Annotated in this window: 28 protein-coding genes and 1 pseudogene; 12 read left to right on the forward strand and 17 right to left on the reverse strand. The window is 72.9% G+C overall.

Features of this window, described 5'->3' with window-relative positions; translation table 11 throughout:
* Positions 1-6: 6 nt before the first annotated feature.
* Together ABII15_RS02280 and ABII15_RS02285 are read left to right on the forward strand one after the other, a co-directional pair.
* Positions 7-2,034, forward strand: coding sequence for an ABC transporter ATP-binding protein (locus ABII15_RS02280; protein WP_353940540.1), 2,028 nt, complete (start codon positions 7-9; stop codon positions 2,032-2,034).
* A 361-nt stretch (positions 2,035-2,395) separates the two neighbouring features.
* Complete coding sequence (locus ABII15_RS02285) at positions 2,396-2,776, forward strand: STAS domain-containing protein (protein ID WP_353940541.1); 381 nt, start codon at positions 2,396-2,398, stop codon at positions 2,774-2,776.
* A 55-nt stretch (positions 2,777-2,831) separates the two neighbouring features.
* Here the strand turns inward: ABII15_RS02285 and ABII15_RS02290 are convergent, their stop codons facing one another.
* Complete coding sequence (locus ABII15_RS02290) at positions 2,832-3,443, reverse strand: helix-turn-helix domain-containing protein (RefSeq protein WP_353940542.1); 612 nt, start codon at positions 3,441-3,443, stop codon at positions 2,832-2,834.
* 112 nt (positions 3,444-3,555) lie between these two features.
* Between ABII15_RS02290 and ABII15_RS02295 the strand changes: the two genes are divergently transcribed.
* On the forward strand, positions 3,556-4,383 hold the full coding sequence (locus tag ABII15_RS02295; protein WP_353940543.1) for an SDR family oxidoreductase: 828 nt from the start codon (positions 3,556-3,558) through the stop codon (positions 4,381-4,383).
* A 51-nt stretch (positions 4,384-4,434) separates the two neighbouring features.
* Positions 4,435-5,613 carry an NADH:flavin oxidoreductase gene (locus tag ABII15_RS02300; RefSeq protein WP_353940544.1) on the forward strand — a complete coding sequence of 393 codons (1,179 nt, stop codon included), beginning with the start codon at positions 4,435-4,437 and terminating at the stop codon, positions 5,611-5,613.
* Positions 5,614-5,661: 48 nt separating this feature from the next.
* On the opposite strand, the gene ABII15_RS02305 is transcribed toward ABII15_RS02300, so the two are convergent.
* The gene (locus ABII15_RS02305; RefSeq protein WP_353940545.1) at positions 5,662-6,177 is read right to left on the reverse strand and encodes a DinB family protein; all 516 of its coding nucleotides are present in this window, start codon (positions 6,175-6,177) and stop codon (positions 5,662-5,664) included.
* 594 nt (positions 6,178-6,771) lie between these two features.
* Here ABII15_RS02305 and ABII15_RS02310 point away from each other — a divergent pair.
* Both ABII15_RS02310 and ABII15_RS02315 read left to right on the forward strand, forming a co-directional pair.
* Entirely contained in the window at positions 6,772-7,485 is a 714-nt protein-coding gene (locus ABII15_RS02310; protein WP_353940546.1) for a dienelactone hydrolase family protein, read from the forward strand.
* 57 nt (positions 7,486-7,542) lie between these two features.
* Entirely contained in the window at positions 7,543-8,127 is a 585-nt protein-coding gene (locus ABII15_RS02315; protein WP_353940547.1) for a TetR/AcrR family transcriptional regulator, read from the forward strand.
* A 17-nt stretch (positions 8,128-8,144) separates the two neighbouring features.
* Here the strand turns inward: ABII15_RS02315 and ABII15_RS02320 are convergent, their stop codons facing one another.
* On the reverse strand, positions 8,145-8,717 hold the full coding sequence (locus tag ABII15_RS02320) for a hypothetical protein (RefSeq protein WP_353940548.1): 573 nt from the start codon (positions 8,715-8,717) through the stop codon (positions 8,145-8,147).
* Between the two features lie 304 nt (positions 8,718-9,021).
* Here ABII15_RS02320 and ABII15_RS02325 point away from each other — a divergent pair, with 304 nt between their 5' ends.
* From ABII15_RS02325 to ABII15_RS02335, 3 genes are all read left to right on the forward strand, one after another.
* Positions 9,022-9,441 (forward strand): TOBE domain-containing protein, encoded by a 420-nt coding sequence (locus ABII15_RS02325; RefSeq protein ID WP_353940549.1) that lies wholly within the window; start codon positions 9,022-9,024, stop codon positions 9,439-9,441.
* Positions 9,442-9,759: 318 nt separating this feature from the next.
* Positions 9,760-10,524 carry a class I SAM-dependent methyltransferase gene (locus ABII15_RS02330; protein WP_353940550.1) on the forward strand — a complete coding sequence of 255 codons (765 nt, stop codon included), beginning with the start codon at positions 9,760-9,762 and terminating at the stop codon, positions 10,522-10,524.
* A 40-nt stretch (positions 10,525-10,564) separates the two neighbouring features.
* Complete coding sequence (locus tag ABII15_RS02335; RefSeq protein ID WP_353940551.1) at positions 10,565-11,167, forward strand: TetR/AcrR family transcriptional regulator; 603 nt, start codon at positions 10,565-10,567, stop codon at positions 11,165-11,167.
* 19 nt (positions 11,168-11,186) lie between these two features.
* Here ABII15_RS02335 and ABII15_RS02340 read toward each other — a convergent pair whose 3' ends face one another.
* Entirely contained in the window at positions 11,187-11,846 is a 660-nt protein-coding gene (locus ABII15_RS02340; RefSeq protein ID WP_353940552.1) for an MSMEG_1061 family FMN-dependent PPOX-type flavoprotein, read from the reverse strand.
* Positions 11,847-11,868: 22 nt separating this feature from the next.
* Positions 11,869-12,501 carry a helix-turn-helix domain-containing protein gene (locus tag ABII15_RS02345; protein WP_353940553.1) on the reverse strand — a complete coding sequence of 211 codons (633 nt, stop codon included), beginning with the start codon at positions 12,499-12,501 and terminating at the stop codon, positions 11,869-11,871.
* Between the two features lie 24 nt (positions 12,502-12,525).
* Between ABII15_RS02345 and ABII15_RS02350 the strand changes: the two genes are divergently transcribed.
* Together ABII15_RS02350 and ABII15_RS02355 are read left to right on the forward strand one after the other, a co-directional pair.
* A complete protein-coding gene (locus ABII15_RS02350) occupies positions 12,526-12,921 on the forward strand; it encodes a nuclear transport factor 2 family protein (protein WP_353940554.1) in 396 nt (131 codons plus the stop codon).
* Positions 12,921-13,814: an SDR family oxidoreductase gene (locus ABII15_RS02355; protein WP_353940555.1), complete on the forward strand. Its 894-nt coding sequence runs from the start codon at positions 12,921-12,923 to the stop codon at positions 13,812-13,814. The genes ABII15_RS02350 and ABII15_RS02355 overlap by 1 nt, the downstream gene beginning before the upstream one ends.
* Positions 13,815-13,985: 171 nt before the next feature.
* On the opposite strand, the gene ABII15_RS02360 is transcribed toward ABII15_RS02355, so the two are convergent.
* Positions 13,986-14,588, reverse strand: a complete 603-nt coding sequence (locus tag ABII15_RS02360) for a ScbR family autoregulator-binding transcription factor (RefSeq protein ID WP_353940556.1) — start codon at positions 14,586-14,588, stop codon at positions 13,986-13,988.
* Between the two features lie 289 nt (positions 14,589-14,877).
* On the opposite strand from ABII15_RS02360, the gene ABII15_RS02365 reads away from it, so the two are divergent.
* A complete protein-coding gene (locus ABII15_RS02365; protein ID WP_353940557.1) occupies positions 14,878-15,819 on the forward strand; it encodes a ScbA/BarX family gamma-butyrolactone biosynthesis protein in 942 nt (313 codons plus the stop codon).
* Positions 15,820-15,954: 135 nt separating this feature from the next.
* Here the strand turns inward: ABII15_RS02365 and ABII15_RS02370 are convergent.
* The 11 genes and pseudogenes from ABII15_RS02370 to ABII15_RS02420 form a co-directional block, all read right to left on the reverse strand.
* Positions 15,955-16,893, reverse strand: a pseudogene (locus ABII15_RS02370) (hydroxyacid dehydrogenase); the annotation flags it as partial.
* The gene (locus ABII15_RS02375) at positions 16,890-17,849 is read right to left on the reverse strand and encodes a hypothetical protein (RefSeq protein WP_353940558.1); all 960 of its coding nucleotides are present in this window, start codon (positions 17,847-17,849) and stop codon (positions 16,890-16,892) included. The gene ABII15_RS02375 and the pseudogene ABII15_RS02370, both read right to left, overlap by 4 nt.
* On the reverse strand, positions 17,840-18,496 hold the full coding sequence (locus ABII15_RS02380) for a 4-phosphopantetheinyl transferase (protein WP_353940559.1): 657 nt from the start codon (positions 18,494-18,496) through the stop codon (positions 17,840-17,842). The genes ABII15_RS02375 and ABII15_RS02380 overlap by 10 nt, the downstream gene beginning before the upstream one ends.
* The gene (locus tag ABII15_RS02385) at positions 18,493-19,653 is read right to left on the reverse strand and encodes an acyl-CoA dehydrogenase (protein WP_353940560.1); all 1,161 of its coding nucleotides are present in this window, start codon (positions 19,651-19,653) and stop codon (positions 18,493-18,495) included. Before ABII15_RS02385 ends, ABII15_RS02380 begins: the two co-directional genes overlap by 4 nt.
* Positions 19,646-20,845 (reverse strand): acyl-CoA dehydrogenase family protein, encoded by a 1,200-nt coding sequence (locus tag ABII15_RS02390; RefSeq protein ID WP_353940561.1) that lies wholly within the window; start codon positions 20,843-20,845, stop codon positions 19,646-19,648. Before ABII15_RS02390 ends, ABII15_RS02385 begins: the two co-directional genes overlap by 8 nt.
* Complete coding sequence (locus tag ABII15_RS02395; RefSeq protein WP_353940562.1) at positions 20,842-21,114, reverse strand: acyl carrier protein; 273 nt, start codon at positions 21,112-21,114, stop codon at positions 20,842-20,844. Before ABII15_RS02395 ends, ABII15_RS02390 begins: the two co-directional genes overlap by 4 nt.
* The gene (locus tag ABII15_RS02400) at positions 21,114-22,430 is read right to left on the reverse strand and encodes a type III PLP-dependent enzyme (protein ID WP_353940563.1); all 1,317 of its coding nucleotides are present in this window, start codon (positions 22,428-22,430) and stop codon (positions 21,114-21,116) included. The genes ABII15_RS02395 and ABII15_RS02400 overlap by 1 nt, the downstream gene beginning before the upstream one ends.
* Entirely contained in the window at positions 22,414-23,931 is a 1,518-nt protein-coding gene (locus ABII15_RS02405; RefSeq protein ID WP_353940564.1) for a class I adenylate-forming enzyme family protein, read from the reverse strand. Before ABII15_RS02405 ends, ABII15_RS02400 begins: the two co-directional genes overlap by 17 nt.
* A complete protein-coding gene (locus ABII15_RS02410; protein ID WP_353940565.1) occupies positions 23,931-25,121 on the reverse strand; it encodes an acyl carrier protein in 1,191 nt (396 codons plus the stop codon). The genes ABII15_RS02405 and ABII15_RS02410 overlap by 1 nt, the downstream gene beginning before the upstream one ends.
* On the reverse strand, positions 25,114-26,478 hold the full coding sequence (locus ABII15_RS02415) for a TrpB-like pyridoxal phosphate-dependent enzyme (protein WP_353940566.1): 1,365 nt from the start codon (positions 26,476-26,478) through the stop codon (positions 25,114-25,116). Before ABII15_RS02415 ends, ABII15_RS02410 begins: the two co-directional genes overlap by 8 nt.
* On the reverse strand, positions 26,478-26,753 hold the full coding sequence (locus ABII15_RS02420) for an acyl carrier protein (RefSeq protein ID WP_353940567.1): 276 nt from the start codon (positions 26,751-26,753) through the stop codon (positions 26,478-26,480). Before ABII15_RS02420 ends, ABII15_RS02415 begins: the two co-directional genes overlap by 1 nt.
* Positions 26,754-26,774: the final 21 nt, after the last annotated feature.

The raw sequence follows: 26,774 nt of genomic DNA on the forward strand, positions 1-26,774 counted from the left end.
GGACCGTTGACCTCGCCTTCGCACCGGTTCCGCAGCAGACTGCTGCGCCGCCCGCGCCCCCAGGACCCCAAGGTCTCCACGGCCGAGCAGGAACTGTTCGGCGGGCCGCTGCGCTACGACACCGGCTGGGCCTCGCACCAGAACGCCTTCCTCGACCTGTCGCTCCTCACCGCCCTGCGGGCCATGCCCCGGCTCGTCCTCGGCACGCTGCGCCGGGCCTGGCACGCCGATCGCGGCGCGCTGCTCGCCGTCGGTGTCAGCGAGATCGGCCAGGGGATCGCCGCCGCGGTGAACCTGCTCGTCCTGAACTCCGTCATGCACACGCTGCTCTCCGACGGCTCGGCGGCCGGGCGGGTGCGGCAGGCGCTGCCGGCCCTGCTCCTCGGCGCCGCGGTCGCCACCGTCAACGCCCTGCTCGCCACCTGGTCCACGTCCGGGGCGGGACGTCTTGAACCGCTGGTGGAGCGGGTGGCGACCACCGAGTACCTCGACGCCGCCCAGGCGGTGGAGCTGGAGGCCATCGAGGACCCGGCGTTCCGGCGCCTGCTCGACGTGGCCTTCTACGGCGCGGCGTCGGCGCGCCGCATGATCTCGGCGTGTGTCGCCGCGCTCAACGGGGTCATCTCGCTGGTCGCCACCGCGTCCATCCTCAGCGTGCTGCACTGGGCGCTGCTGCCGATGCTGCTGCTGATCGTCGCGCCGCGCGGCTGGGGCGCCATGCGGGTGGCGCAGGAGCGGTACGTGTCGATGCTGAACTGGGTCGAGCACGTCCGCGCGAGCCGGCTGATCGGCACCCTGCTGACCGAGCGCAGCGCCGCCCAGGAGGTGCGGCTGCACGCGGTCGGTCCCGCGCTCCTGGAGCGTTATCGGGACATGGCGGAGAGCGCCGAGAGCGAGCAGCGGCGTCTGGCGAACGGCAAGGCGGGTACCGAGCTGGTCGCCACCGCTCTGTCGGGGGTCGCGCTGGCGGCCACGTACGGGGTGATGTTCTGGCTGATCACGACGGGCGCCATGAGCCTGGCGATCGCCGGGACGGCGGTGGTCGCCGTGCGCAGCGGGTCGGCGAGCCTGGGCACGCTGGTGATGAACGTCAACCAGTTGCACGAGGAGTCGCTGTACGTCCAGGACCACGAGAGGTTTCTCGTGGAGGCGGCCCGGCGGACGATTCCCACCGGGGGCGCGGCGCTGCCGGAGCGGATCGACGCCGTGGTCCTCGACAAGATCAGCTACCGGTATCCGGACCGGGAGGAACCGGCCCTGGACGAGGTGTCGCTGACGGTTCCGATGGGGTCGGTGACCGCGGTCGTCGGGGAGAACGGCAGCGGCAAGTCCACCTTGATGAAGATCATCAGCGGGCTCCTCGTCCCGCACTCCGGGACGGTTCGCTGGGGCGGCACTCCGCTGACCGGGCTCGACCGGGCGCTGGTCTTCGAGCGGGTCAGCCAACTCACGCAGGACTTCCAGCGCTGGCCGATGACGGCCGCGATGAACATCCGGATCGGGCGGCCCCAGCGGAAGGCGTCCGCCGAGGAGCTGGAGCCGTCGGCGCGGTACGCGGGCGCGACCTCGGTCATCGCGCGCCTGCCGGGCGGCATGGGGACGCTGCTCGCCCGCATGTTCCGCGGGGCGAGCGAGCTGTCCGGCGGCGAGTGGCAGAAGTTCGGCCTGGCGCGCACCCATTGGCGCGACCGGACCGGCGCGGCGGACGGCGTCCTGATCGTGGACGAGCCGACGTCCGCGCTCGACCCGGAGGCGGAGATCGAGGCGTTCGACCGGCTGCGGGGCCTTGCGGGCCCCACACGTGCGGTCGTCCTGGTCACCCATCGGATGTCCGGGGTGCGCTGGGCGGACACCATCCATGTGCTGAGCCGGGGCCGCGTCGTGGAGTCCGGCAGCCATGCGGAGCTGCTCGCCGCAGGCGGCCGGTACGCCACCATGTTCCGCACCCAGGCGGCCCAGTACGGCCACGACGGCCACGACGGCCACGACGGCCATCGGACGCCCGGCTCCGCACAGCCTCCCGCCAAGGCGTAGGCGGGGCCTCCGCTTCCCGGCCATATGTCCGACGGCTCCGGGACGGGTGCGTGGGACGCAGATCACACGTGTGCGCGCCCGCGCGTCCGTTTCCCGCCGGAGGTTCACTCCTGCACCATCCGCCCCACACACATACCCGGGCGACCGACCATCGGTCTGAGCACGGTGTGGCCGCGGGACACGCCCGTGACGAGCGGGAACCATGCCGTCCGGATTCCGCCAGAGATCACCGGCGAGGCCGTTTGACCGACAACACCGTTGTCCAACTCCCGTACGCCGAAGGGGGGTTGTCTCGCCGCTCAGGTAGGGGTATGCCAGGGGCACCGCCACAACACCGCGCCCCCACCCCTGCGAGGAGGCCATGCCCGCCTACCACGACACCGACGCCGACTTCGGCATGAGAACGCCGCACCCCGAGGACCCACGGGTCGTCGAGCTGTGGGGCGAACTCGACATCCTCGCCGCCCACCACCTGGCGGGCCGCCTCCAGGAACTGTCCCCCGGGCGGGGCGGCACGCTCGTCGCCGACCTGCGCGCCGTGACGTTCCTGGACTGCAGTGGCCTGTCGATGCTCGTGCGCCTCCAGGAGCGGCTGCACGCGCGGCAGGCACGCCTCGTCCTGGTCCTCACCGATCCGTTCCTGCTGCGTGTGATCCGGCTCGCCGGTCTCGCGGACGCCCTGCGGGTCGCCGCGGACCTGGACTCGGCCCGTTCGTGGCCGACCCGGGACGTACCGGCCTGAGGCGCCGCGTCCGCCGGGAGCCGCGCGCTCCCGGCGGACGCGGCGCGCCGCTCGGTCAGCCGCGGCCGCGCGGCGCCGTCGGCGGCGCCGTGAGCCCTGCCGCGACGAACGCGACCACGGTCGCGGTGCGCGGGAAGGAGGCGGCTTCCGCGGGCATCTTCGCCAGCGGGCGCCCATAGGTCTCCATGACGACGCTGAACGCGAGCCGGCAGCGTTCGGTGACCTCCTGCGGGGCCAGCAGCGGCAGCGCGCGCCCGACCATCACCTCGAAGGGCGCGGGCACGAACAGGCTGGAGGCGTTGGGCAGTTGCCCGGTGGGCAGCGCCGAGCGCGCCAGCAGATGGCACAGCACCCGGCCGTCGCGGGTCGCGACCAGCTCGGCGAACGGCTCGACCAGGGCGGCGGCCATCTCCCCCACGTCGGGCCCGGACTCCCCCGCATCCTTGAGGAACCGCATCCGGTCGGTCCACAGCGGCCGCAGTTCGCGCTCCAGCAGCGCCGTGACCAGCCCCTCCCGCGAACCGAAGTGATAGTGCACGGCCCCCGGGTTCAGCGCGGCCTCGGCGTTGATCGCCCGCAGGGAGACCTGATCGGCCCCCTTCTCCAGGAAGAGTCGCTTCGCCGCGTCGAGCAGCCGCTCGCGCGTCGGGGTGTCCGGGTGCGTCATGCCCACCATTCCACCACGTCAGCCCGTCTTCCGATCACCGTCCAATCAGTGATTGAATAGTGATTGGAACAAACCGGTCGTGAAAGGTGCGGCCGGGTGAAAGGAGTCCGTCATGGGCACGTACGTGATCACTGGGTCCGCTTCGGGAATGGGAGCCGCGGCCGCGACCCGGATGCGCGCGGCCGGGCACCGGGTGATCGGTGTCGACCTGCGGGACGCCGATGTCGTCGCCGACCTGGGCGGCGCCGAGGGCCGCGCGCACGCCGTCCGGGAGATCCTGGCGCTGAGCGGCGGCACGCTGGACGGCGTGGCCGCGGTCGCGGGGGTCGGGCCGAGCGTGCGGAGCGCCGCCGCCGTCGTGTCGATCAACTACTTCGGCCCCGTCGCGCTGCTGGACGCGCTGCGGCCGGCGCTGGAGCGGTCCGGCGCGGGCCGTGCCGTCGTGATCAGCTCGAACTCGGCGAGCACCGTCCCCGTCATCGACGACGAGCTGGTGGAGCTGCTGCTGGCCAGCGACGAGGAGGCCGCCCGGGAGCGCGCCGCGGCCGCGCAGAGCGCCCTGCCCGCGGCGACGCTCGACAGCGCGCCGAGCATCGTCGCGTACGCCACCTCGAAGCTGGCGCTCGCCCGCTGGGTGCGGCGCACCGCCGTCACCCCGCAGTGGGCCCGCCGGGGCATTCTGCTGAACTCGATCGCGCCGGGTGCCGTGCTCACTCCGCTGATGACCGGCTCCACCGGTGTCGGTGAGGCACCGGACGCGGACGGCTTCCCGACCCCGATGCCGCTCGGCGTCTTCGGGGAGGCGGCGGACATCGCCTTCTGGATCGAGCAGTTCCTGCGCCCGGAGGCCCGCTTCACCACCGGTTCGATCCTGTACGTCGACGGGGGCACGGACGCGGCGATGCGCACCGACGCCCAGCCGTCGGCGATGCGCAGGTGACCCGCCGGGCCGGTTCGTGCGCCGCCCGCCCCTTCACCCCGGGAGACCGTCATGACACAGCCCGCCCTCTTCGGCCCGGCCCGGCTCGGGCCGCTGACGCTGCGCAACCGGATCCTCAAGGCCGCGACGTTCGAGGGGATGACGCGCGGGTCGCGGGTCTCCGACGAGCTGATCGCCTTCCACCGGCGGCACGCGGCCGGCGGGGTGGCGATGACCACGGTCGCGTACTGCGCGGTCGCTCCGGAGGGGCGGACCGAGCGCCATCAGATCTGGATGCGGCCCGAGCTGCTGCCCGGTCTGCGCCGTCTCACGGACGCCGTGCACGCCGAGGGCGCCGCGGTCTCGGCGCAGATCGGGCACGCGGGCCCGGTGGCCGACCCGCGGTCGAACGGGCTGCCCGCCCTCGGTCCGTCCGCGCGCCTCGGGGCGCAGAGCCCGACCCGGATCAGGGCGGCCAGCCGCGCCGACATCGCCCGGATCACGCGCGCCCACGCGGAGGCGGCCCGGCTCGCCGTGGAGGCGGGTTTCGACGCGGTCGAGATCCATCTGGGGCACAACTACTTCGCCAGCGCCTTCCTCAGCCCGCGTCTCAACCACCGCGACGACGCGTACGGCGGGGACCTCGCGGGCCGCGCCAGGGTCGCCCGGGAGTCGGCGCGGGCGGTGCGCGACGCCGTCGGCGACCGGATCGCCGTCCTCGCCAAGCTCAACATGGACGACGGTGTCCCCGGCGGGCTGTGGCTGGACGAGAGCGTCCAGGTGGCCCGCTGGCTGGAGGCCGACGGCAGCCTGGACGCCCTCGAACTCACCGCGGGAAGTTCGCTGTTGAATCCGATGTACCTGTTCCGCGGCGACGCGCCGCTGCGGGAGTTCGCGGCGGCGATGCGCAGCCCTGTGGTGCGGCTGGGGGTGCGCGCGGTCGGCGGCCGGTTCCTGCGTGCCTATCCCTACGAGGAGGCGTATCTCCTGGACAGCGCCCGCCAGTTCAGGGCCGCGCTCGGTCTTCCGCTGGTGCTGCTGGGCGGCATCACACGGCGCGAGACCGCGGAGAGCGCTCTGGCGGAGGGCTTCTCGTTCGTGGCGATGGCGCGGGCGCTGCTGCGCGAGCCCGATCTGGTCACGCGGATGGAGCGGGAGCCCGGTACCCGCTCGCTGTGCGTCCACTGCAACAAGTGCATGCCGACGATCTACAGCGGCACCCGCTGCGTGCTGGCGACGCCTTCTCCCTGAGGCCGCGACCGCTGTGGGTGGGCGCCGGGCACCTGTCGGGGAGGTCGCTCAGTAGTAGCCCTTGGAGCCGTCGAGCAGTTCGCGCACGATGTCCGCGTGTCCCGCGTGGCGGCCGGTCTCCTCGACGAGGTGGATGAGCATCCAGCGGAGGTTGGCATTGCCCGCGCGGTATCCGGGGTGCCGGCCGATGTCGTCCAGGGAGGCCGCGGCCACGATCTCGTTGCTCCGGGCGCACTGGGCCTCGTACTCCGCGAGCAGGTGTGCCAGCGTGGCGCCGCCGGTTCGCCAGTCGGCGTCCTCGTCCTCCTCGTCGAAGGACGGGTTGCCTGTCCCGTCGCCGCCGAGGAACATCACCTCGAGCCACGTGTGCTCCACCCACCGCATGTGACTGATGAGGCCGGCCATCGTCATGGCCGGGGACGACGTGAGGACGCCGCGGTGGGCGTCCGCCTCGCTCAGACCCTCGCACTTCCATCGCAGGATCTGCCGCTGAAGGTCCAGCCAGCCGATCAGTGCGGTGCGCTCGTCGGCCTGGAACGGGGGACGTTCGTGCGTGAAGGTCATGGCGCCGGACCGTAGCGCGAACGCTTTTCCCTGTCGCCGCGTTTTTGGGGGTCGGGTGTCAGCGCCCCATGTCCGCACATACTCCCTAAGGGGGGAATGAGGAGTTGAAAGCGTCGCACGGGCAATGCGGTCAGTCAGTCAGAGATCCAGTCCGACGTCGACGAGCAGGAGGGCGATCGACATGACTTCCGGCGATCCACAGAAACACTGGTGGGCACGCGTGTTCGCCGCCAGGTGGGTCGAGAGAAGACCGTCGCCGCCGCGCAGGCGGCCCGACCCGCCGCCCGCGCCGCGGAGCGGGCTGCCGAGGATCCCCGCGCAGCGGACCGGACCCCCGATCTGAAGGTTCCGCCCCGCCGATTCCGGCGATTTCGGCAGGTGATGCGCCGAGGTCGTGACCGGCCCCGCCGCGTGCGAGCCCGACCGCGGCGGGACCGGTCTCACGGCCGGGCGAGGGGAACCTCTCCCCCGGCGACAAAGTCCTCGGCGACGTCTCTCCTGAGCCCTCGCCGTATTTCAGAGGGATATACGTGTGCTCTGCCGGCGGCAGAACATCACCCGGACCGGGCCCGACGATCACTACGGTCCCGTCCCATGACGACGATCACCACGCGTACGGTCGAGTATCCGGCCGACGGTTTGACCATGGTCGGGCATCTCGCGCTCCCGGCCGGTACCGACCGCAGGCCCGCGGTACTGCTCGGACCGGAGGGCACGGGACTCAGCGACGTCGAACGCCGCCGGGCCGACGCTCTCGCCGAGCTGGGATATGTGGCGCTGGCCTTCGACCTTCACGGCGGGCGCTATCTGGGCGATCCCGAGGAGATGCTGGCCCGTTGCCTGCCGTTGCTCGCCGATCCCGACCGGATGCGGGGCATCGGTCGTGCGGCGCTCGACGTGTTGCGCGCCGAACCCCGGACCGACCCCGACCGGATCGCCGCCGTCGGCTACGGCACCGGGGGCGCCGTCGGGCTGGAACTCGGGCGCGACGGCGTCGGCCTGCGCGCGATCGGGACGGTCAACGCACTGACCACGGGCCGGCCGGGCGAGGCGGCACGCATTCGCTGCCCGGTGTGGGCCGGAGTCGGTTCGGAAGACCCGATCATGCCGCCCGCGCAACGGGAGGCGTTCACCGCCGAGATGCAGGCCGCGGGCGTCGACTGGCGTCTCACGGTCTACGGCGGCGCCCTGCACGCCTTCCACCACCCGACGGTCGACCACACCGTGCGCCCCGGCGTCGGCCACCACCCACGGCACGCGCAACGAGCGTGGCGTGATGTCGTCGACCTGCTCGCCGAGTGCCTGTAGATCAGGGCCCACGGGCCGGACCGACCGTTCTCCCCCGCACTTCGTTAACCTGGGCCCATGAGCCAGAGCGCAAAGGGAAGAGGTCCGTCGGAAGCGCGATCGCGGCTGCTCAGCACGGCAACCAAGATCTTCTACGCGGAGGGCATCCACTCCGTCGGCGTCGACCGGATCATCGCGGAGGCGCAGGTCACCCGCGCCACGCTGTACCGGCACTTCACGGGCAAGGAAGACCTCGTCCTGGCGTACCTGGACCAGGCCGACCGGGAACTCCGGGCGCAGGCCGACGCGGCCCAGGCGGCCGAGGACTCGGCGGCCGACAAGATCCGCGCCGTCTGCCGGACCATCACCGAGGGCATCCGCTCCCCCGGCTTCCGCGGGTGCGCCTTCCTCAACGCCGCCGCGGAGTACCCCGATCCCGACCACCCGGTCCACCGCGCCGTCCTGGCCCACCGTCATTGGTTCCAGGACACCGTCACGGACCTGCTGAGCCGGACCGGCGACACCCCCGCCGAAGCCGCGGGCCGCCACCTCGTCATGCTCCGGGACGGCGCGATGGCCTCCGGCTGCCTGTCCGACCCGAAGCTGGTCTCGGAGACCTTCCTCGAGGGCATCGAGGGCATCCTCCGGTCCCGGGGCGCGTAACCGCCAGGCCCGGACGGTCAGTTCCTCCGGGAGGCGCGTCCCAGGCGCAGGGCCGACACGAGGAAGAGGACGCCGCCCGGAACGGCGTAGCCGATCGCGCTGGTGAGCGTGGGCGCGTCGGCTCCGGCCGACGCGACGAACGAGGCACCGGCCAGCGCCGAGACGGCGCCGCTGAGGATCATCGGCCACTGGCCGCCCATCGCGCGGCGCGAGACACCCACGATCAGCTGCACCAGTCCGGACACGACCGCCCAGGCTCCCCACACGCGCAGCACCGCCGGAACACCGGAGGCGCAGGCGAGGGCCACACCTACGGCCGCGAGCAGACTGACGGCCATGTTCACGTAGAGCAGTCCGGGCGATCCGGTGCCGCGCGACGACCGGGCGTCGACGACCGCCGCCCCCACGTCGAACAGCGGGTACAGCACGAGCAGCACGGCACCGGCCGGGCTGATCCTCGTCGTCATCGTGAACATCACGAGCGCCCAGACGATGGCGAACGCGAACCGGGCGAAGTACAGGCGGCGCAGCGCAGCGGCCACGGGGGCGGCCGAGGTGGTGACGCCGGTCGGAGCGGCAGTGGTGCTCACGGTGATCCCTTTCGGTGGGTACGTGGAGGAGAGCGGGCGCTCGGGAAGCCTAGGGAGAACGAACGTTCTGTCCCGTCAGACTGGCAACGGCGGCACACGTTGTCAAGACCGAACGTTCTCCCTCGCCAGCCCGGGAGTAGTGGTGGCGCCGGTTCCGCTCTGATCTGCCAGCCGGAGCGCGAGTTCTCAATTGCGGTTGCGAGGGAGCCAGAACGGGATGTTCTCGGACGTACTAGCTTCGGGGCGTGACGGGGCGCCGCCGCACCCCGCCCCCACATCTCTCGATCCTGTGAGGCAGAACCCCATGAGCCTGAGCATCCGCAACCAGATCGCCGGCACCGTCGCATCCGTCACCACGGGCGAGGCGATGGCGACCGTGAAGGTCCGTCTCGCGGGAGGCCAGGACGTCACCGCCGCGATCACCACCGAGTCCGTCAAGGACCTCGGCCTGGCCGAGGGTTCCGACGTGCGGATCCTGGTGAAGTCGACCGAGGTCTCCCTCGCGACCGGCCCGGTCCAGGGCGTCTCCATCCGCAACCAGATCGCCGGCACGGTCACCGACGTCGCCACCGGCGGCGCCATGGCCTCCGTCAAGGTCGACGTCCAGGGCGGCGCGCTCACCGCGGCGATCACCAAGGACGCCGTCACCGATCTGGGCCTCACGTCCGGTTCCTCCGTGGTGGCGCTGATCAAGTCGACCGAGGTCTCCCTCGCCACCGCCTGACCCCGAACACCCGTGACGGCGGGCCCGCCCCGACAGGGGGCGGGCCCGTCGCCGTTCCGCCTCCGCCCGCACCCGCAGTCAACTCCGCGCGCCCACAGGCCACTTCGGTTCGGCTTTCAAGGGCCCGTGGAGAACATCCCGCACTGCCGACACAACCTCCAAACGCGGCGCCGCACACGCCCCACTCTTTGGCCAATGCAACAAGCATTCGCCAGGCTGCTAGGAGATTCCACATGGCAGATGCAAGATAGGAGGCACAGTTCGGGGCGCGGATGCCGCCGCTCCGGCCAGGCCCGGAAGGCGAGGTCCCCCATGGTCATGCCCACTCTCGACGGCGGCGGCGTCGGCTACGGGCCTCCGGCACCCACGCGCCCCTCCCCCCGCCGCCCCGACGAGCGCATCGCCCAGGTCATCGCCCAGGCCCTCGGCGACGCGCGCACCGTCCTCAACGTCGGCGCGGGCACGGGATCGTACGAGACCGAGGCGCACACCTTCACCGCGGTGGAGCCGTCCCTGGCCATGCGCGCGCGGCGCCCCGCGCAACTGGTCACCGCCATCGACGCCGTCGCCGAGGACCTCCCCTTCGCCGACGGGCAGTTCGACGCGGCGATGGCGCTCTTCAGCGTCCAGGACTGGTCGGACGTCGACGCCGGGCTGCACGAGATGCGCCGGGTCACCCGCGGCCCCGTCACCGTGCTCACCTGCGACCCTGCGCGCGTGCGCGACTTCTGGCTCTACGAGTACGCGCCCGACGTCCTGGAGACCGAGGCCCGCCGCTACCCGCCCCTGCAACGGCTCGCGGCCGCGCTCGGCGGCACCACCACCGTCCAGCCGGTCCCCGTACCGCTGGACTGCACCGACAGTTTCAACGAGGCGTACTACGGGCGCCCCGAACTCCTCCTCGACCCCGCGGCCCGCCAGCCCTGCTCGGCGTGGAGCTTCCTCGACGACCGCGCCCGCCAGGACTTCGACATCTCCCTGCGGCACGCCCTGGGCTCGGGCGCCTGGGACGAGGCCTTCGGCCATCTGCGCGGCAGGCCCGCCTACGACGGGTCGCTGGTCCTCCTGCGCGCCCTCCCCTGACATCGACAGCGACACCTCGCAGAACGGAGGCAGCGCACCCATGCCCGACCCCGGTCCCGGCAACGGCCTGACGACACCGCCGCGTCCACGGCCGAGGCGCTCGGACGCCGAGGGCAATCGCGCCCGCATCATCGAGGTCGCGAGCGCGGCCTTCACCGGCTCCCCCGACGCGACCCTCCAGTCGATCGCGAAGGCGGCCGGCGTCGGCCAGGGGACCATGTACCGGCACTTCCCCAGCCGCGAGGCGCTGCTCCTCGCCGTCTACCGGGCCGACGTCGAAGCCCTCGTCCAGGCGGCCCCGCGCCTGCTCGCCGAGCACGAACCGCTCGAAGCGCTGCGCCGGTGGTTCGGGAGGCTCGCCGCGTACGGCCGCGTGAAGCAGGGGGCGTCCCAGGCCCTGGAGGCGGCCACCCGCGCCGACCTCGGGAGCCCTTCCTACCCGCCGGTCGCCGCCGCGCTGGACCAGCTGCTCACCGCCTGCGACGACGCCGGACAACTGCGGTCCGGTGCCAGGGCCGACGAGGTGCTGCTGCTCGTGTCGTTCCTGTGGAAGGTCGACAACGGCCCCGGCTGGCACGAGCGCACCGAACGCATGCTCGGCATCGTCATCGACGGGCTGCGCGGCGACGCGGCATCCAGATGAGAGCGCCGAGGGGGACCGCTCACTCGTACCGGTACTTGAGCGACTCCGCCTCGGTCCGCTCGATGTCGGCGATGGTCAGCTCCGGCATCCGCAGTTGGGCCAGGGTCACCTCGGCCGACGTCGGCTGGGCATCGGCCGGCAGCCACTGCTCCGGCTTCCAGGCACCGCTGCGCAGCAGCGACTTGGGGCAGTGCGGGTAGACCTCCTCGATCCCCACGACCAGGGCGCTGGCCGGCGGCTTGCCCACGGCGGTCAGCTGCGACAGCAGCTCGGGGCGGGTGGAGACGACGGCGCGGCCGTTCACGCGCAGGGTGGTGGTCCGCCCGGGGACGAGGAACAGCAGCCCGGCCCGTCCGGTGGCGATGACGTTCTGCAGGGTGTCGAGGCGCTTGTTGCCGGTCGCGTCCGGTATGGCCACCGTCCGTGAGTCGAGCACGGCGACGAATCCGGCGGGCCCGCCGCGCGGCGAGACGTCGCAGTTGCCCTCGGCGTCCGCGCTGGCGACCAGGACCAGTGACGCGCAGCCGATCAACCGCCGCGTCTGGTCGGTGAGTTCGGTCATCTGCTTGCGCACGGCCGCGTCGCCGGGAAGCGCGTAGGCCTGCCGCAGCGCCTCCTGGTCGCGCACGGAGTCGAGGCGGAGCGAGTCGAAAGCACTACCGGCAAGGGATGTCGTCATGTCTGCGACCCTAACCAGCGGGTCAGCGGTCGGTCGCCGGGGGCAGGACGCTGCGGGCCAGCGCGTCCAGGTCCGCACGGATCGCGTCGGGCGAGCGTCCGGCGGCGAGCAGTTCGTCGATCAGGTCCACGCGCAACGCGCCCAGCAGGATGTGCGCCCGGTAGTCGGCCGATGCGGCGGCCTCGGGGCCGATCGCCCTGATGAGCTCGGCCAGTGTCTCGTGGGTCCACACGTAGTGGGGCGACCGCAGGAACCGGGTTCCGGGTTGTTCGCGGGCGGCGGCGAGGTGCTGGTTGTTCAGTTTGAACAGGGCCAGCTCGTCGAGGACGGCCAGGACGCGCTGCAGCGGCGGCACCGAGGGGCCCACGCGGGAGCCCTCGCGATCGAGCTCGGTCCGCAGCGGCGCGGCGCGTGCCAGGAAGAGGGCGTCGAGCAGACCGTCCCGGCTGCCGAAGGCACGGAACAGGGTTCCCTTGCCGACGCCCGCCGCCGCCGCGATGTCGTCCATGGTGACGGCCTTGGGCGCGGAGGCCTCGGCGAAGAGGCCGTCGGCCGCCGCGAGGACGAGTTCACGGGGGAAGGCCGGGCGTCCGGTACGGCGCTTCCCAGTTTCGGACTCGCGGTCCGAAATGCTGTTACTGTGTTGAGGACTCACGGTCCGAATCTTAAGGGAGGCCTTGTGCCCACCGATGAAATTCCCTCGTGGCTGGTCAGCGCCATGGTCGGGCTCGCCGGCGGCGACGTCGACGCCTGGCTCGACGCGTTCGCCGAGGACGCCGTCCACGAATTCCCCTTCGCCGCCCCCGGCGCGGTGCGACGGCTCGAAGGCAAAGAGGCCATGCGGGCCCACCTCGCGCAGGTCGCGGGCGGCATACGGTTCGGCAGCCTCCATGACGTCCGGGTGCACGGCTCGGGCGACGATCTGGTGATCGAGGCCGAAGGCCACCACGAGGACGCCGCGACGGGGACTCCGTTCGGCCTGCGGTACGTGTGGATCATCACGAGTCGCGAGCGACGGATCACCCTGCTGCGCGACTACATGGGCCCGCGCGAGCCGCTCGGGGAGGAGAGCTGATGCGCGTCTTCGTCACCGGCGGCACCGGGTTCATCGGATCCGCCGTCGTCGCCGACCTGCTCGCCGCGGGGCACGAGGTCCTCGGGCTCGCCCGCTCCGCGGCGTCGGCGCGCGCACTCGACGCCGCGGGCGCCACACCGCACCTCGGCAGCCTGGAGGACGTCGAGAGTCTGCGGACCGCGGCGGCCCGGACCGACGGCGTCGTCCACACGGCGTTCGACACCGCCGATCTCGCACGCTTCGTCGAGGCGGGCCGCGTCGAGCGGACGGCGCTGGAAGCGCTGGGCGACGTACTCGCCGGGAGCGGGCGGCCGCTGGTCGTCACGGCCGGATTCGCCTTCCTGACCCCCGGATCCGTCGCCACCGAGGAGTACACGAGCACGGACCCGGCGAGCCCGGTGGGCCGCGCCGCCGAGCCGCTGGCCCGGTCGATGGCCGAGTCCGGCGTCTGCACGTCCGTGGTCCGGCTGCCCTGCGTGCACGGCACCGGCGACCGGTTCACCGTCCCCCGCTACATCGATGTCGCCCGGCGCACGGGAGTGTCGGCCTACGTAGGCGACGGCCTCAATCGCTGGTCCGCCGTCCATCACACCGACGCGGCACGCGTCTACCGCCTGGCCCTGGAAAAGGCCGTCCCCGGAGCCCGCTATCACGCCGTGGCCGAGGAGGGCGTGCCGTTCAAGGAGGTCGCCCGGACGATCGGCCGCCGGCTCGGCCTGCCCGTGGTCAGCACGCCGCCGGAGGAGGCCGACGCCCACTTCGGCATCGACTCCTACTTCGCCCAGGCCGACATTCCCGCCTCCAGCGCGCTCACCCGCGAACGTCTCGGCTGGGAGCCGACCGGCCCCACCCTCCTCGCCGACCTGGACCGGGACGGCTACTACGCGGCCTGAACCCCGCCGTCGGAAAGTCGCGGGCATGCCAAGTCCGTCCGTGGGCACTCGCACGATGTGCGGCCCCCACGCCCCCCGTCGGGCCGCACATGGTGGTGGGGCGGGCGGCGTCCGGCAGGGACGCCGCCCGCCTGTCCGGTCACAGGCCCCCCGACAGTAGTGCCCCGGGCGTCAGCCGATCAGTGTCTTCAGCCGCTCGTGGCTGACCTCGGTGCGGGCCACGATCGCGGGGACGGCGACGCCGGGCAGCAGCAGGCGCCACATGCGGATGGCGCGGTCGCTGAGGTCGTCGCGGCCGCTGGCCACGGCGGAGAACATCTGCATGCCCGTGCAGGCCTCGGTGACGAACTCGCCCAGTTCGTCCGGGTCCACGCCGGCCTGCAGTTCGTTCGCGTTCTGCGCGTCGCGCAGGCACTCCGCCATGACCTTCGCCCAGGACTGATAGGGCGTGGCGTCGCGGGTCCCCATGGAGGCCTGCTCGCCCGTCAGCCGTACCGCCGCCCTCAGGAGCGGATCCACCTGGAGCATGTGCGACCACAGCAGCGTGATGTCGACCAGCCGCTGGAGTCCTTGCGACTGCAACTGAGGGACGATCAGCTCCGGCTGCGCGTTCATGACCGCGTGCGCGAGGTCTTCCTTCGAGTCGAAGTGGAAGTACAGCGCTCCCGTGGTCAACCCGGCCCGCTTGAGAATCATGTTGATGCTCGCGCCCGCGTACCCGTACTCGTCGAAGGCTTCGGCCGCCGCACGGAGGAGGGCCTTGCGCGTCTGCATCGCACGCTCTTGTTTCGGCTCTGCCACGATGCCTCTCACTTCCTCAAAAACGTAACGCTCTCTATGTTACGTGTCCCGGTTCGGGGCATCAAGCCTCACGACGTGACGTTTCCGTGGATATCGCGCCTGCTCTCCGGCCCACCCTCCTCCGGGCCGGTCGAGGTTTACTACATCTTTCCTTCCCAAGAAACCGAACACTCTTTATGTTGTTGCCTGCGGGGCGACCCAACCGGTTCCACGGGTCGGCTCTGACCGTTGTTCGTTCCGCACTTCCGAGGGGGAAGACAGCATGCTCAGCACCCTGCCCGACACGTCGACCACGACCGCCGACGACCGGCCCGTATCCGCGGCCGAGGTGCACAAACTGGACACGACCGAGGTTCTGCTCACCGACTGGCAGCACATCGGCCCCGATCACTTCGGCATCAGCGCACGCTGGCCCGCGCGGCACCGCTTCTACGCGGAGGCGGCGCACGACCGGCGCGACGCGCTCATGCTCGTCGAGTGCGTGCGCCAGTCGATCCCGATGCTGTGCCACAGCGCCTACGCCACGCCCTTCGGATTCCGGCAGGCGTGGGAGGATCTGCACTTCGCCGTCGAGCCGTCGGTGCTCGGCAGAACCGGCACCGACCTGGACATACGGCTCGACGTCAGATGCTCGGACGTCATACGCCGCGGAACCCGCGTCGGCGGCATGACCATGGACGTGCGGGCGTCGTGGGACGGTCTGCCCGTGGCGACCGTGCGCACCAGGTTCAACAACCAGTCGCCGGCCGTCCATCAGCGGCTGCGCGGGGCGAAGAGCGACATGGCGGCGGCCCACGCGGCCGCGCTGCCGCCGGGCCGCCCGGTCTCGCCCGAGCTCGTGGGCCGCAGCCGCGCGGCGGACGTGGTGCTCGCTCCGGCCCCGGAACAGCCTCCGTACACCTGGTTCCTGAGGAACGACCTCGACCACCCGATCCTCTTCGACCACCCGGTCGACCACTCCCCCGGCATGCTGCTGCTCGAAGCGGCCCGGCAGGCGGCGCTCGCCCGGTGCCCCCAGACGGCGACGGTGGTCGGCATGACGACCCGCTTCATCCGCTACGCCGAGTTCGACGTGCCGTGCCTCGTCAGCACCGCGCAACTGCCCGCGCCGGACGGCCGGGACGGGGCGCAGACGGTCCGGGTCGCGCTGTCGCAGAGCGACCAGGTGGTGTTCACCGCCGACGTGACCACCGCCCGCGTGTAGCGCGCCGCTTCAGGTACGGAGTGGGGTCCGGGCCGCCCGAGCGGGTCCGGACCCACCCTCTGCTCATGCGGCCCCGGCCACCGCCGGTGACGGAATCCGCGCCTCCAGGGTTTCGGTGCCGTGCCACCGGACCTCGTTGACCGCGTCCGGCACCCGGGCGCCGCCGAGGGCGAGGCGTACCGACTCGGCGACCGAGACGCCGGCCCGGTCCTGCGCCTCCCGGGTGGAGGCACCCAGGTGCGGGGTGCAGACGACCTGCTCCAGCCGGAGCAGCGGCGAGTCCGTGCACGGTTCCTCGGCGAAGACGTCCAGACCGGCCGCCGCGACCTGTCCCTCCACCAGGGCGTCGTACAGGGCGGCCTCGTCGACGAGGCCGCCGCGCGCGACGTTGACCAGGCGCACGCCCCGCTTGGCTCCGGCCAGCTCCGGCGCGCCGATGAGGCCGAGCGTCTGCGGCGTACGGGGCAGGTGGACGGTCAGGAAGTCGGCGGCGGCCAGGACCTCGTCCAGCGGGAGCATGCGGACACCGAGGCGGGCGGCCCGCGCCGCGTCGACGTAGGGGTCGTAGGCGACGACGTCCATGCCGAAGGCCTTCATCCGCTCGGTGACCAGCGTGCCGATGCGGCCGAGGCCCAGCACCCCGAGCGTCTTGTGGGCGAGTTCTCCGCCGACGTACCGGGAGCGGTCCCACCGGCCGCCCTTCAGCGCCTGGCCCGCCTGCGGGATGTTGCGGGCGACCGCGATCAGGAGGCCGCAGGTGAGCTCGGCGGCGCTGACCACGTTGGCGTGCGCCGCGTTGACCACCAGGACTCCGGCCGCGGTGGCGGCGGGCACGTCGACGTTGTCCAGGCCCACGCCCGCACGCGCGACGACCTTCAACCGGCGTGCGGCGGCGAGTACTTCGGCGTCCACGCGGGTGGCCGAGCGGATGAGGACGGCGTCGGCGTCCGCGACGGCCGCGAGCAGCGCGCCGCGGTCGGCGCCGTCGCACCGGCGGATCTCGACGTCCGGGCCCAGGGCGGCCAGGGCGGCCGGGGCGAGTTCTTCGGCGATCAGGACGATGGGCCTGCTCATGGGGAGACTCGTTCCGTGTCGGGTGCGGGCAGATCCCGCAGTGCGGTGAGGAGTTGGTCGACGGATCGTTCGATCGCGCCCGGGCGGGGGCGGCCGCGGGCGGTGGACTGGGCGGCGAACCGCAGCGCCCGGGGCAGTTCGTCCCAGGCCGCCGACGCCGCCGCGGCGCGTGCGGGATCGGTGTTCCCGTCCGCCACGTCGAAGGCCAGCTTGAAGGTGTGGTGGCGGGCGGCGGCCCACAGGTCGTCCACGTAGCGGGCGACCGCGGTCGGGTCGGCGCGCAGCACCTCGGAGGTGTGGCGCAAGGACGTGTCGAGGTCGAGGACCCAGGTGCCGGTGCCGGGCGCGCTGCCGCCGCGGTCGGTGGCGGGCGCCCAGTCGAGCCAGCGGTAGTGGTCGGCCGGCGGGAGGGTGGATTCCTCGCCGAGGGCGAGGACGTCACGCCGGGCGACCTCGCGCGGCGGCCGGGTCCAGGGGGCCAGGGCGGCGGCGAGTTCGGCGTCGTGGATCCAGCCGAGGTACGGGCTCTGCGTGCCGTTCGGGGTCAGTGCGGAGAAGTGGTCGGCCACCAGCCACTGGTCGTCGCGCCGGTCCTTCAGCAGGATCCAGTGCGGGGCGTCGGCCAGCCCTTGCGCCGGTGACCAGGAGAGATGGCGGGTGTTGGCCACCGCGAGGACGCGCCGGTCCCGCAGGAGCGCGCGGTGCAGTGCCTCGCGTGCGGTGGGCCAGTCGCGCGTACCGGCGTAGGCGAGCTGCCTGCCGTCGTGGGTCGTGTCGATCCGGGGATGGTGGGAGAAGGCCAGCTCGCCCTCGGGGAGGTCGATGCGGACGGCGAGCCGGACGCCCCGGGCGAGACGGCGCCGGACGTCGGGGATGTCGGGGGTGACGTGGGCCAGCAGGTTCGTCGTGTAACAGCTCAGGTCGGGCATGGTGGTCGGGGCGCCGGTCAGGAACACGTGGCCTCCAGGCCGTCGGCGTCGGATGGGGAGTCGGGCAGGGAGAAGGCGCAGCTGAGGGGCGTGCGGGAACGGTCGCGCAGGCTGATCCACCGGTATCCGTCCCACCGTCCCTCCCGGCTGCCGGGCGGGACGTCGATCGACCAGGGGCTGCCGGCCAGCCCGGTTCCCGCCGCTTTGACGCAGGCCTCCTGCGCCGTCCAGACCCACGCCAGTTCGATGCCGCGCCGACGCTCGCCGAGCGGCATGACGTCCGGGGTGTGCCGTCCCAGGCAGCGGCGCAGCAGACTGTCCGGCACGTCGGTGACGGGCAGTTGGACATCGACGCCCACGCGCCTGCCGCGGCCGACCGCGACGGCGATCGCCGGGCCGTCGTGCGAGACGCTGATGCCGGTGTCCGGGTCGCCGTCGAGCACGGGCCGCCCGTGCGCGTCGGCCCGTATCGGCGTCGACGCCCGCTCGGGCACGGTGAGGCGCAGCAGATGGCGCAGCAGGGCGCGTCCCGCGAGGAACTCGGCGGTGCGCCGGCGGGGCAGGGTGGCCGCGACGGCCCGGTCGTCGGGGTCGGCCGCCTGTCGCAGCCACGGTCCCAGCTGTCCGGTGGCCACCCAGACGTCCGGGGCCGCGCGGGTGATGAGGGTCGTCATGCCCGCAGCTCCGTCAGCCACGGGTCGGCGTGATCGGCGACGGTGTCCAGGAGCAGCTCGGTGACGCCGCCGCCGATGCCGAACACGGCCGCCTCGGCGCGGATCCGCTGGGCTCCCTCGCGCGACAGGCCGTCGGCTCCCTGGAGTTGGGCACAGACGGACAGCACGGGGTCGACGGTCAGGCCGACCGCGGACTTGAGCAGGGCCGCGGCGGCCAGGTCCTGGTGCCGGGTGATCCGCTCGGCGAGGGTGTCGCACAGCGCGTGCAGCTGGCGGACCTGGACCAGGCAGGTGGCGAACCGCTGGCGCACGGAGCTGTTGTGCCACAGGGGCTGTCCGTCCACGACGCGCCGGGTCAGCCGTTCCTTGGTGTCGGCGAGGACGCGGGCCGTCAGGGCGCGGGCCCACAGGGCGCCCGCGAGGCGTTCGGTGCCCATGTGCCGGGCGAAGGCGGGCATGCCGCGCCCGGGGCGGCCGACGAGCTGCTCGGGCGCGAGCCGAACGTCGGTGAACTCGACGTGTCCGGTGGCGGATCCGGTGAGCAGGTCGGTGTCGGCGGGGGTGACGCGGACGCCGGGCGCGTCGGCCGGTACGAGGATCCAGGTGAAGCTGGTGAAGTGCCGGCCGGGGCGGTGCCGGGCCAGGACGAGGAACCAGCCGGCGGCGCAGGCGGTGGTGATCCAGCGCTTGCCGCCGCGCAGCACGATCTCGTCCGGGCCGATCGTCACCTCCGTGGCCAGACCGGCGAGGTCCGACCCGGCCCCCGCGCTGTCGGTGGCGGCGAGCGCGAGGGTGCGCGCACCGGAGCGGACGCTGTCCAGCGCTTCTCGCACGGGCCCGCTCGCGGGGGCACCCGCGGCCAGGATCGGGAGCGCGCTGGCGGCCTGGACCAGGACGCTGAGCGTCACGCCGTTGTCGCCCCGGGCGTCGACGGCCGCGAGCAGTGCGGCGAGCCGCCGTGGGTCGAGGCCTCCTTCCTCGTCGTAGAGCCCCTCGATCAGGCCCGCCGCGCCGCAGGCCTGCCAGACGAGCGCGGCGGAGGCCGTCTCGGGCAGACCGGCGACGGCGACGGCCGGGGTCGGGGTGGTCGTGGTCGGCGCCGTAGTGGTCGGCTCCGTCGTGGTCCGCGCGGTCGTGGTCGTCGTCCCGTCAGTCAAGGCGCACCTCGGAGTCGAGCAGGGCGAGTTTGCCGTCCACCAGGTGGAGGCGGTCGTTGCTGTAGTTGAGGGCTGCCGAGCGCAGGTCCCGCAGGCTCTGCTCCAGGCGTGTGGGCGAGTCCTTGAGGTAGCCGTGGCGCATGCCCACGGCGTCCACGAGGTCGTCGACGGCCCGGTAGGACTGCTCAGCGGCGGTGATCTTCAGTCCGTTCAGGAGCAGTTGGACGCGCGGGACGCTCAGGTCCGGGGCCGCCTCGACGGTCCTGCGGGTCTGTTCGAGCAGCGCGTGCACAGTGTCGATGCGCTGCCTGGCCCGCGAGAGCCGGGTGAGCAGCAGCTCCGAGTCGAGATCGGCCCGGCCCCGGTTCTTCGGGGAGCGGAGCAATTTGACGACACGGGACAGGGCGCCCGCCGCGGTGCCGAGCCAGCAGGCCGACCAGCCCAGGTGGGCCATGGGCGCGAACACCGTGGTGACGATCGTGCGGAAGTCGCCGTGCTCGCCGATCACGTGGTGCGCGGGGACGGTCCCGGTCAGGCGCAGCGCGACGCTGTGGCTCGACCGCATGCCCAGCGGATCCCAGTCCCCCGAACGCTCGGTCTCCAGCTGGTCGCGGTGGGCGTAGACGAGGGAGACGTCCTGCGCGGAGGTGGCGTGCGGGCTCTGCATGGTGACGAGGAACCCGTCGGCGTGCTCGCCGCCGGTGACGATCGGTGCGAAGCGGTCGACGGCGAGGCCGTCCTGGCCGGCGGTGAGTGCCGACTGCGAGGTGAGGAGGTGGCCGCCCTTGCCGGACTCGGTGGTGACGGAGGCCAGGTAGTGGCGGCCCGCGGCGATCTCGGGCAGCAACTCGTCGCGCAGTCGGGGGTGGGCGAACCGGACCAGGGCGGCCACCTGCTGGCAGTGCATGACGAAGATCATCGCCACGGACATGTCGACGCGGCCGAGGGCGGTGCCCGCCCGGATCACGTCGGCGGACGTGCCGCCGAGGCCGCCGTGCGTGCGGGGCACGAGCAGGCCGAGCAGACCGGTGTCGCGCATCCGGTCGAGCGCCTCCACGGGGAAGGTGGCGTCCCGCTCGTGGCGGGCGAGGTGTTCGGCGGCGACGGTGGCGACGTCCCGCACGCGGTCGTCGATGCTCGGGGCTTCCGGGGCCGGGGCGTGCGGTTCGAGGAGGACGGCGGGCGCGCTCATGCCGCCGCCCGGGAGGCGTCCGCGGGGCCGTTCTGGACGTCGATCGCCGCGGACACGGCCGCCCACAGGCTGCCGGCGGTGGCGAAGGTCGTGTCGTTCATGGCGTCGTCGGGCAGCGTCACCTCGAACGCGTCCTCGAGGGCGAAGAGCAGCTCGATGGACTGCATGGAGTCCAGGCCGTACGTGCGCAGGGGCGCGTCGGGCTCGATCTCCTTGCCGTCGAGGAACTTGAGGAAGGGCACGAGCGCGTCGGTGAATCGGGGGTCCATCACTTCTCTCCCAGGGTGGGGGCGGTGTCGGCCGTGACAGGGGTACGGGTCAGGTGGATGCGGGTGAGCTCGGGGGCGCGGTCGGGGTCGTCGCCGTCGACGACGGCCTCGGCCGGCAGTGGGTGGCCGAGGAAGGCGACGAGGCTCGCGCTGAGGCCGTAGGCGCCGACGTTGGGGACGGCCAGCACGTCGCCGGGGCGCAGGTCGGGCAGCTTCGCCGCTCGTGACCAGGTGTCGAGGGGGGTGCACAGCGGTCCGGTGACCAGGGCGTCGAGGACGGCGGGGCGCGGTGCGGCGCCGTCGGCGGGGTCGGCGACGAGCCGGGGGTTGAGCGGGGGGAGGCGGCGCAGTCCCGGCATGCCGCCGAGGTGGTTGATGCCGGACTCCAGGACGACGACGTCCTTGCCGTGGGACTGCTTCACGTCGAGGACGGAGGTCAGCAGGACGCCCGCGGTGCCGACCAGATAGCGGCCGGACTCGAAGACGACGCGGGTGCCGTCGTCGTGCCGGGCGGGCAGTTCCTCGTCGAGCAGCGCGGTCAGCCGGGGGCGCAGTCCGCTGAGGTCGATCCGCTCCCCCGCGCTCGCGAAGGGGGCGCCGAAGCCGCCGCCGAGGTCCAGGACGCGCAGGTCCGCGCCGTGCTCGGCGAGGGCCGTGCGCAGGATCTTGGCGGTCCGCAGGGACCGTTCGAACTGTCCGAGGAGCGCGTCGGGTTCGGTCAGGTTGGTGCCCATGTACAGGTGCAGGCCGATCAGTTCGGCGTGCGGGCGGCCGGCGAAGCGGGCCGGTTCGCGCAGCACCCAGCGGGTGTCGGCGCCGAACTGCGAGGCCACGCCGGTCATCGCCAGGCCCTGGCCGGGGACGGGCTGGTCATCGTTGATCCGCAGCAGGCACTGGGCGCGGACGCCGAGGCTCCCGGCGATGCGGTCCAGTTGTTCCATGGCGTGCGGGGAGTCCACCGAGAAGTGGCGCACTCCGGCGCGCAGCGCCCGGCCGATCTCCTCGTCGCGTTTGCCGGGCCCGGTGTAGAGGACGTCGGCGGCGGGCCAGCCCGCGCCGAGGGCGGCCTCCAGTTCGCCGCTGGAGCAGACCTCGGGGCTCGCTCCCTGTTCACGCAGGACGCGCAGGAGGGACGGGTGGGCGTTGGCCTTGAGGGAGTAGTAGACACCGCTGCCGGCGGGCAGGGCGTCGCTCAGCGCCCGGTGGTTGCGGCGCACTTCGGCCAGGTCGTAGACGTAGGCGGGGGTGGGGATACGGGACAGCAGGCCCTCGGGCAGCGACAGCTCCGGGGCGGCGGTCTCAGCGGGTGCGGACACCGGCGGCCTCCTCGGTGAGGGCGGCCAGCGCCTTGCGGTCGACCTTGCCGTTGCCGGTCAGCGGGAGCCCGTCGACGGGCACGCAGTGGCCCGGGATCTTGAACTCCTCGATCTGCTCGCGCATGCCGCTGAGGACCTCGGCCGGTTCGAGGGCGCTCACGACGAACAGCACGGCGCGGGCGGGGTGCCGGGGAGGCAGGACGGCCGCGGCGGTGACGCCGGGTACGCGGCGGGCGGCCGCTTCGACCTCGGTGGCGCTGACGCGGAACCCGCTCTCCTTGTAGATGTCGTCGCGGCGTCCGTCGAAGTACAGGTAGCCCTCCTCGTCGACCCATCCGTAGTCGCCCGTGCGGAGTTGCGGGAAGAGGCCCTCCGCGCGGTGGAAGCGCTGGGCGGTCAGTTCGGGGCGGCGCCAGTAGCCCGCCATCACGTTGGGCCCCCGTACGACGATCTCGCCGATCTCACCGGGAGCGAGGCGGTGTCCCTCGTCGTCCACGACGAAGACCTCGGTGCCGGGCAGGGCGCGGCCGCTGGATCCGGGGCGCTCCAGATCGCCGTCGGGCGGCATGATCGTGGCCCGCTTGCACTCGGTCAGTCCGAACATGAGCTGGACGTGCAGGCCGGGCAGGGACGCGCGCAGGGACGCGAGGGTCTCGGCGGGCATGGCCGCTCCGGTGTTGGTCAGCAGCCGCAGCGGCGGTGTGCCCTGGGCGCGGGCGCGGCGCAGCAGGCGGGCCAGCGCCTCGGCGACGGAGGGGACCGCGGCCAGGACGGTCGCGCCGGCGCGGGTCAGGTTGTTCAGGAGCGCGGGCCCGACCTCGGCGGGGCGGCCGAGCGTGACGTGAGCACCGGCCAGGGTCGACAGGAAGAGTTGGTAGAGGCCGTAGTCGAAGGAGAGCGGGAGCGGGCTGTAGACGACGTCGGCCGGGCGGTAGCCGAGGACGCGCTGGATGGCGCGGGCGGCGAACGTCAGTTGCTGGTGGGTGCTGACGACGGCCTTGGGCAGCGACGTCGTACCGGAGGTGTAGATCAGGCACACGGGGTCGACGGCGAGCGGTCCCGGCGGGGTTCCCTGGGGTACGGGGCCGTCGGCGAAGGCCGCGTCCGACAGGGACGCGGTGCTCTGCGTGCGCACGTCACGGCGGTGCGCCGCCGCGCGGGCCGCGTCGTCGTCGGTGACGAGGAGGGCCGGTTCGCAGTCGTCGAGCACGTGGTCGAGCTGGACGCCGCGCACCTGTTCGTGGAGCAGGGAGAAGGTGACGCCGACGCGGGAGGCGGCGTACACCAGGGCGGGCTGGGCGACGGAGCCGGGCGCGCAGACGACGAGCCGGTCACCGCGGTTCAGGCCCTGCTCCAGCAGCCAGGCGGCGAGGCGGCGCGAGGCGGTGTCGAGTTCCCGGTAGGTCAGGGTCCGGCCGGCGCTGCTGACAGCGGGGGCGTCCGGCCGGGCTGCGACCGCCTCGTCGAGGAGGCCGTGCAGCAGATCGGCGTGGGCGGACATCAGTTCCCTCCGGAGGTGGTGACGAGGGCGGGCGACGGCTGCGGTGCGGCGTGCAGGGCGCTGAGGACGATGCGGCCGACGCCGTCGAGGTGGTGGAGGTTCTCCGGGACCAGGTCGTCGGCGGCGCACTCGACGGACAGGTCCTGTTCGAGGCGTTCGACGATCTCGACGACGCGGAACGAGGTGAACCCGGCCAGATCCGCCAGGGACTGGGCGCCGCGCACCGTGGCGACGTCGACACCGAGCACCGCGGCGACGGTGTCGGCCACCCGGTCGAGCAGGGGGCCGGGCACCTCGGCGGGGCCGCTGTCCCGCTGGGCCGGCGCGGTCGCCGTGGTGGCGGCGAACACCTCGCGGTCGCGCCGGAGTTGGGTGCGCAGACGGTCGAACACGCCGGTCGGCTCCGGGCGGCCGCGGGCCACCCTGCGGTGGCCGACGTAGACGCTCTCGGCGAGGGCGTCCCACGCGGCGACATGCGCCTCTCGCACCGGGTCGGCCGGGCCGGACGGACCGTCGAGGAAGCGGGCGTGCAGCCTGCGGGAGCGGGCGAGCAGCCAGGTCTCCAGGGTGAGCCGGTCGAAGGCGGCGGCGCGGTCGGGGTGTTCGGCGTACGCGGCCGCGTAGGCGTCGACGGTGTCGTCGTCGGCGAGGTCGATCACGGCTGCGGGCGGGGCGGTGCGGCGGGCGGCGGGCGCGAAGGTGACCGTGGTCGCGGCCTCCGGTACGGCGGCGGCGAGTTCGGCGGGGGTCAGGTGGCGGGTGAGGGGGCGGGCGCTCCCCCAGGGTGTCTCGTTGTGGTAGCCGTCGACGACGACGGCGCCGCCGTTGTCGTCCGTTTCCAGCAGGAAGCTGTGTTCCATGTGGCGGTGCCCGGCGTAGGGCACCCACGGCAGGTGGAAGGCGTCGGCGACGACGTAGCGGCCGGGGGCGGGCACCGGCGTCCGGCCCGGACCGGTCCGCTCCCGCGCGACGATGTCCAGGCCCAACAGAGGTGCGGCGGACGTCAGTTGCTCTTCGACGGTGCGCTCGACCGTGGGCAGGCCGGCGGCGCCCGGTGCGGGCCGGAAGCGCAGTTCGGCGCCGAGGCCGAGGTGGGTGTGCGCGCCGTGCCAGCGGTCGGCGAGGATCGCCAGGTTGACCTGGACGCAGTCGAAGAGCCGGCAGTCGGTGGTGAGCGTCGGGTCAGTCATGGTGCGCTCCGGCTCCGACGGGCTCCTGAGCCGTCTGCAGCCCGCTCATGGCGCGGCGCAGTTCCTCGGGGTCGGGGGCGACGTCGCTCAGTTCGCCGTCCATGAGCTGCTGGTAGGCGCCCAGGTCCAGATAGCCGTGGCCGCTGACGCACACGACGACGCCCCGCTCGGAGCGCAGCAGGCCGCTGTTGGCGTCGGCGCCCGCCGAGGCCAGCCGGGCGGCGGCGGCCAGGGCGTGCCCGGACTCCGGGGCGGGCAGCACCATCTCGCTGCGCGTGAACAGGCGTCCGGCGTCGAGCGCGTCGACCTGGCCGATGGCCGTCGCGGCGATCTGGTCGCGGTGCCGCATCGCCGAGAGGACCTTCGCGGCACCGTGGAAGCGCAGGCCCGCGGAGTGCGAGTCGGGTATCGGGTAGGAGCTGCCGATGGTGTACATGGCCTCCATCGGGCCGGTGCCGGTCGCGTCGGTGCGGTCGTACGCGTACGTGCCGCGGGTCAGCTTGGGCGTGGTGCTGGACTCGGCGGCCAGCAGCAAGGGGGCGCGGGTGCCGGTCGCGGCGGCCTCGGCGAAGAACGGCAGGGCGATGCCGCCGAAGTTGGAGCCGGCTCCGACGCAGCCGACGACGGCGTCGACCTCGGCGTCGAGTGCGGCGAGCTGGTCGGCGGCCTCAAGGCCGATGACCGACTGGTGCAGGATGCTGTAGGTCTCCCCGCTGCCGATGCAGAACGCGGCGCCGTCGGTCTTCGCGGCGTACTCGACGGCCTCGCCGATGGCGAGGGAGAGGCTGTTGACGCCTGCCCTGCTCTGCGCGGCGACCTCGGTCAGTGGGCTGGGGCTGGCGTGCACGGTCGCGCCGAGGGTGCGCATGAGCGTGCCCCGGTAGGGCTTGCGGCGCAGGCTGTTGCCGACCATGAAGACGGTGCACTTCATGCCGAACATGGCGCAGGCCGCGGCGAGCGCGGTGCCCCACTGCCCGGCGCCGGTGCCGCTGACGAGTTCCCGCACGCCGGCCTTGGCGTAGTAATAGGCCTGCGCCAGCGCGGTGTTCAGCTTGTGGCTGCCGGAGATGTTGCCGCCCTCGTACTTGACGTAGATCGGCACGCGCGCTCCGACGGCGCGCTCGAAGCGCTCGGCCCGCCACAGCGGCGTGGGCCTGAAGGCGCGGTACGCCTCGACGATCTCGGCCGGGATGTCCCAGTGCTCCTTCTGCAGGACGCTCTGGCGCACCAGTTCCATCGGCAGGTTGACCTGGACGCCGTCGCGGCTCGCGGTCTGCGGGGTGCGGTCCGGCGGCAGCTGTTCGTCGAGGTGCGGCAGGACGCTGCGCCAGCTGGTGGGAAGGGACGTGGTGCCCATCAGGCGGCCTCCGCCCCGAGCAGCACGACCTCGATCAGGTCGTTGACGGTCTGGAAGCTGCGGCCGACGAACAGGTCGTCGGGCAGGACGATGTCCAGCTCGTCCTCCAGCAGCACCAGCATGCCGACGAAACCCAGCGAATTGACGTGGAGTATCTCGCCGTTGAGCGGCTCGTGGTCGTCGATGTCGGCGGGCTGAAGGGGCAGGCGGGACTCGGCGAGCACCACGCGCTTGACGGATTCGGTGACCGCCGTCCGGTCCAGTCCTGTGATCATTGAATGCTCCGGGGATGTCCG

It is taken from the genome of Streptomyces sp. HUAS MG91 (genome assembly GCF_040529335.1).
Lineage (GTDB): Bacteria > Actinomycetota > Actinomycetes > Streptomycetales > Streptomycetaceae > Streptomyces > Streptomyces tabacisoli.

Excerpts from the sequence above, each read along its gene's own strand:
- ABII15_RS02295 (WP_353940543.1), top strand. The coding sequence starts at position 3,556 with ATGGGCACGTACGTGATCACTGGGTCCGCTTCGGGAATGGGAGCCGCG.
- ABII15_RS02325 (WP_353940549.1), top strand. The coding sequence starts at position 9,022 with ATGAGCCTGAGCATCCGCAACCAGATCGCCGGCACCGTCGCATCCGTC.
- ABII15_RS02315 (WP_353940547.1), top strand. The coding sequence starts at position 7,543 with ATGAGCCAGAGCGCAAAGGGAAGAGGTCCGTCGGAAGCGCGATCGCGG.
- ABII15_RS02360 (WP_353940556.1), bottom strand. The coding sequence starts at position 14,588 with ATGCAGACGCGCAAGGCCCTCCTCCGTGCGGCGGCCGAAGCCTTCGAC.
- ABII15_RS02415 (WP_353940566.1), bottom strand. The coding sequence starts at position 26,478 with ATGGGCACCACGTCCCTTCCCACCAGCTGGCGCAGCGTCCTGCCGCAC.
- ABII15_RS02335 (WP_353940551.1), top strand. The coding sequence starts at position 10,565 with ATGCCCGACCCCGGTCCCGGCAACGGCCTGACGACACCGCCGCGTCCA.
- ABII15_RS02365 (WP_353940557.1), top strand. The coding sequence starts at position 14,878 with ATGCTCAGCACCCTGCCCGACACGTCGACCACGACCGCCGACGACCGG.
- ABII15_RS02300 (WP_353940544.1), top strand. The coding sequence starts at position 4,435 with ATGACACAGCCCGCCCTCTTCGGCCCGGCCCGGCTCGGGCCGCTGACG.
- ABII15_RS02395 (WP_353940562.1), bottom strand. The coding sequence starts at position 21,114 with ATGGACCCCCGATTCACCGACGCGCTCGTGCCCTTCCTCAAGTTCCTC.
- ABII15_RS02330 (WP_353940550.1), top strand. The coding sequence starts at position 9,760 with ATGCCCACTCTCGACGGCGGCGGCGTCGGCTACGGGCCTCCGGCACCC.
- ABII15_RS02305 (WP_353940545.1), bottom strand. The coding sequence starts at position 6,177 with ATGACCTTCACGCACGAACGTCCCCCGTTCCAGGCCGACGAGCGCACC.
- ABII15_RS02285 (WP_353940541.1), top strand. The coding sequence starts at position 2,396 with ATGCCCGCCTACCACGACACCGACGCCGACTTCGGCATGAGAACGCCG.
- ABII15_RS02340 (WP_353940552.1), bottom strand. The coding sequence starts at position 11,846 with ATGACGACATCCCTTGCCGGTAGTGCTTTCGACTCGCTCCGCCTCGAC.
- ABII15_RS02290 (WP_353940542.1), bottom strand. The coding sequence starts at position 3,443 with ATGACGCACCCGGACACCCCGACGCGCGAGCGGCTGCTCGACGCGGCG.
- ABII15_RS02380 (WP_353940559.1), bottom strand. The coding sequence starts at position 18,496 with ATGACGACCCTCATCACCCGCGCGGCCCCGGACGTCTGGGTGGCCACC.
- ABII15_RS02355 (WP_353940555.1), top strand. The coding sequence starts at position 12,921 with ATGCGCGTCTTCGTCACCGGCGGCACCGGGTTCATCGGATCCGCCGTC.
- ABII15_RS02390 (WP_353940561.1), bottom strand. The coding sequence starts at position 20,845 with ATGAGCGCGCCCGCCGTCCTCCTCGAACCGCACGCCCCGGCCCCGGAA.
- ABII15_RS02310 (WP_353940546.1), top strand. The coding sequence starts at position 6,772 with ATGACGACGATCACCACGCGTACGGTCGAGTATCCGGCCGACGGTTTG.
- ABII15_RS02405 (WP_353940564.1), bottom strand. The coding sequence starts at position 23,931 with ATGTCCGCCCACGCCGATCTGCTGCACGGCCTCCTCGACGAGGCGGTC.
- ABII15_RS02410 (WP_353940565.1), bottom strand. The coding sequence starts at position 25,121 with ATGACTGACCCGACGCTCACCACCGACTGCCGGCTCTTCGACTGCGTC.
- ABII15_RS02420 (WP_353940567.1), bottom strand. The coding sequence starts at position 26,753 with ATGATCACAGGACTGGACCGGACGGCGGTCACCGAATCCGTCAAGCGC.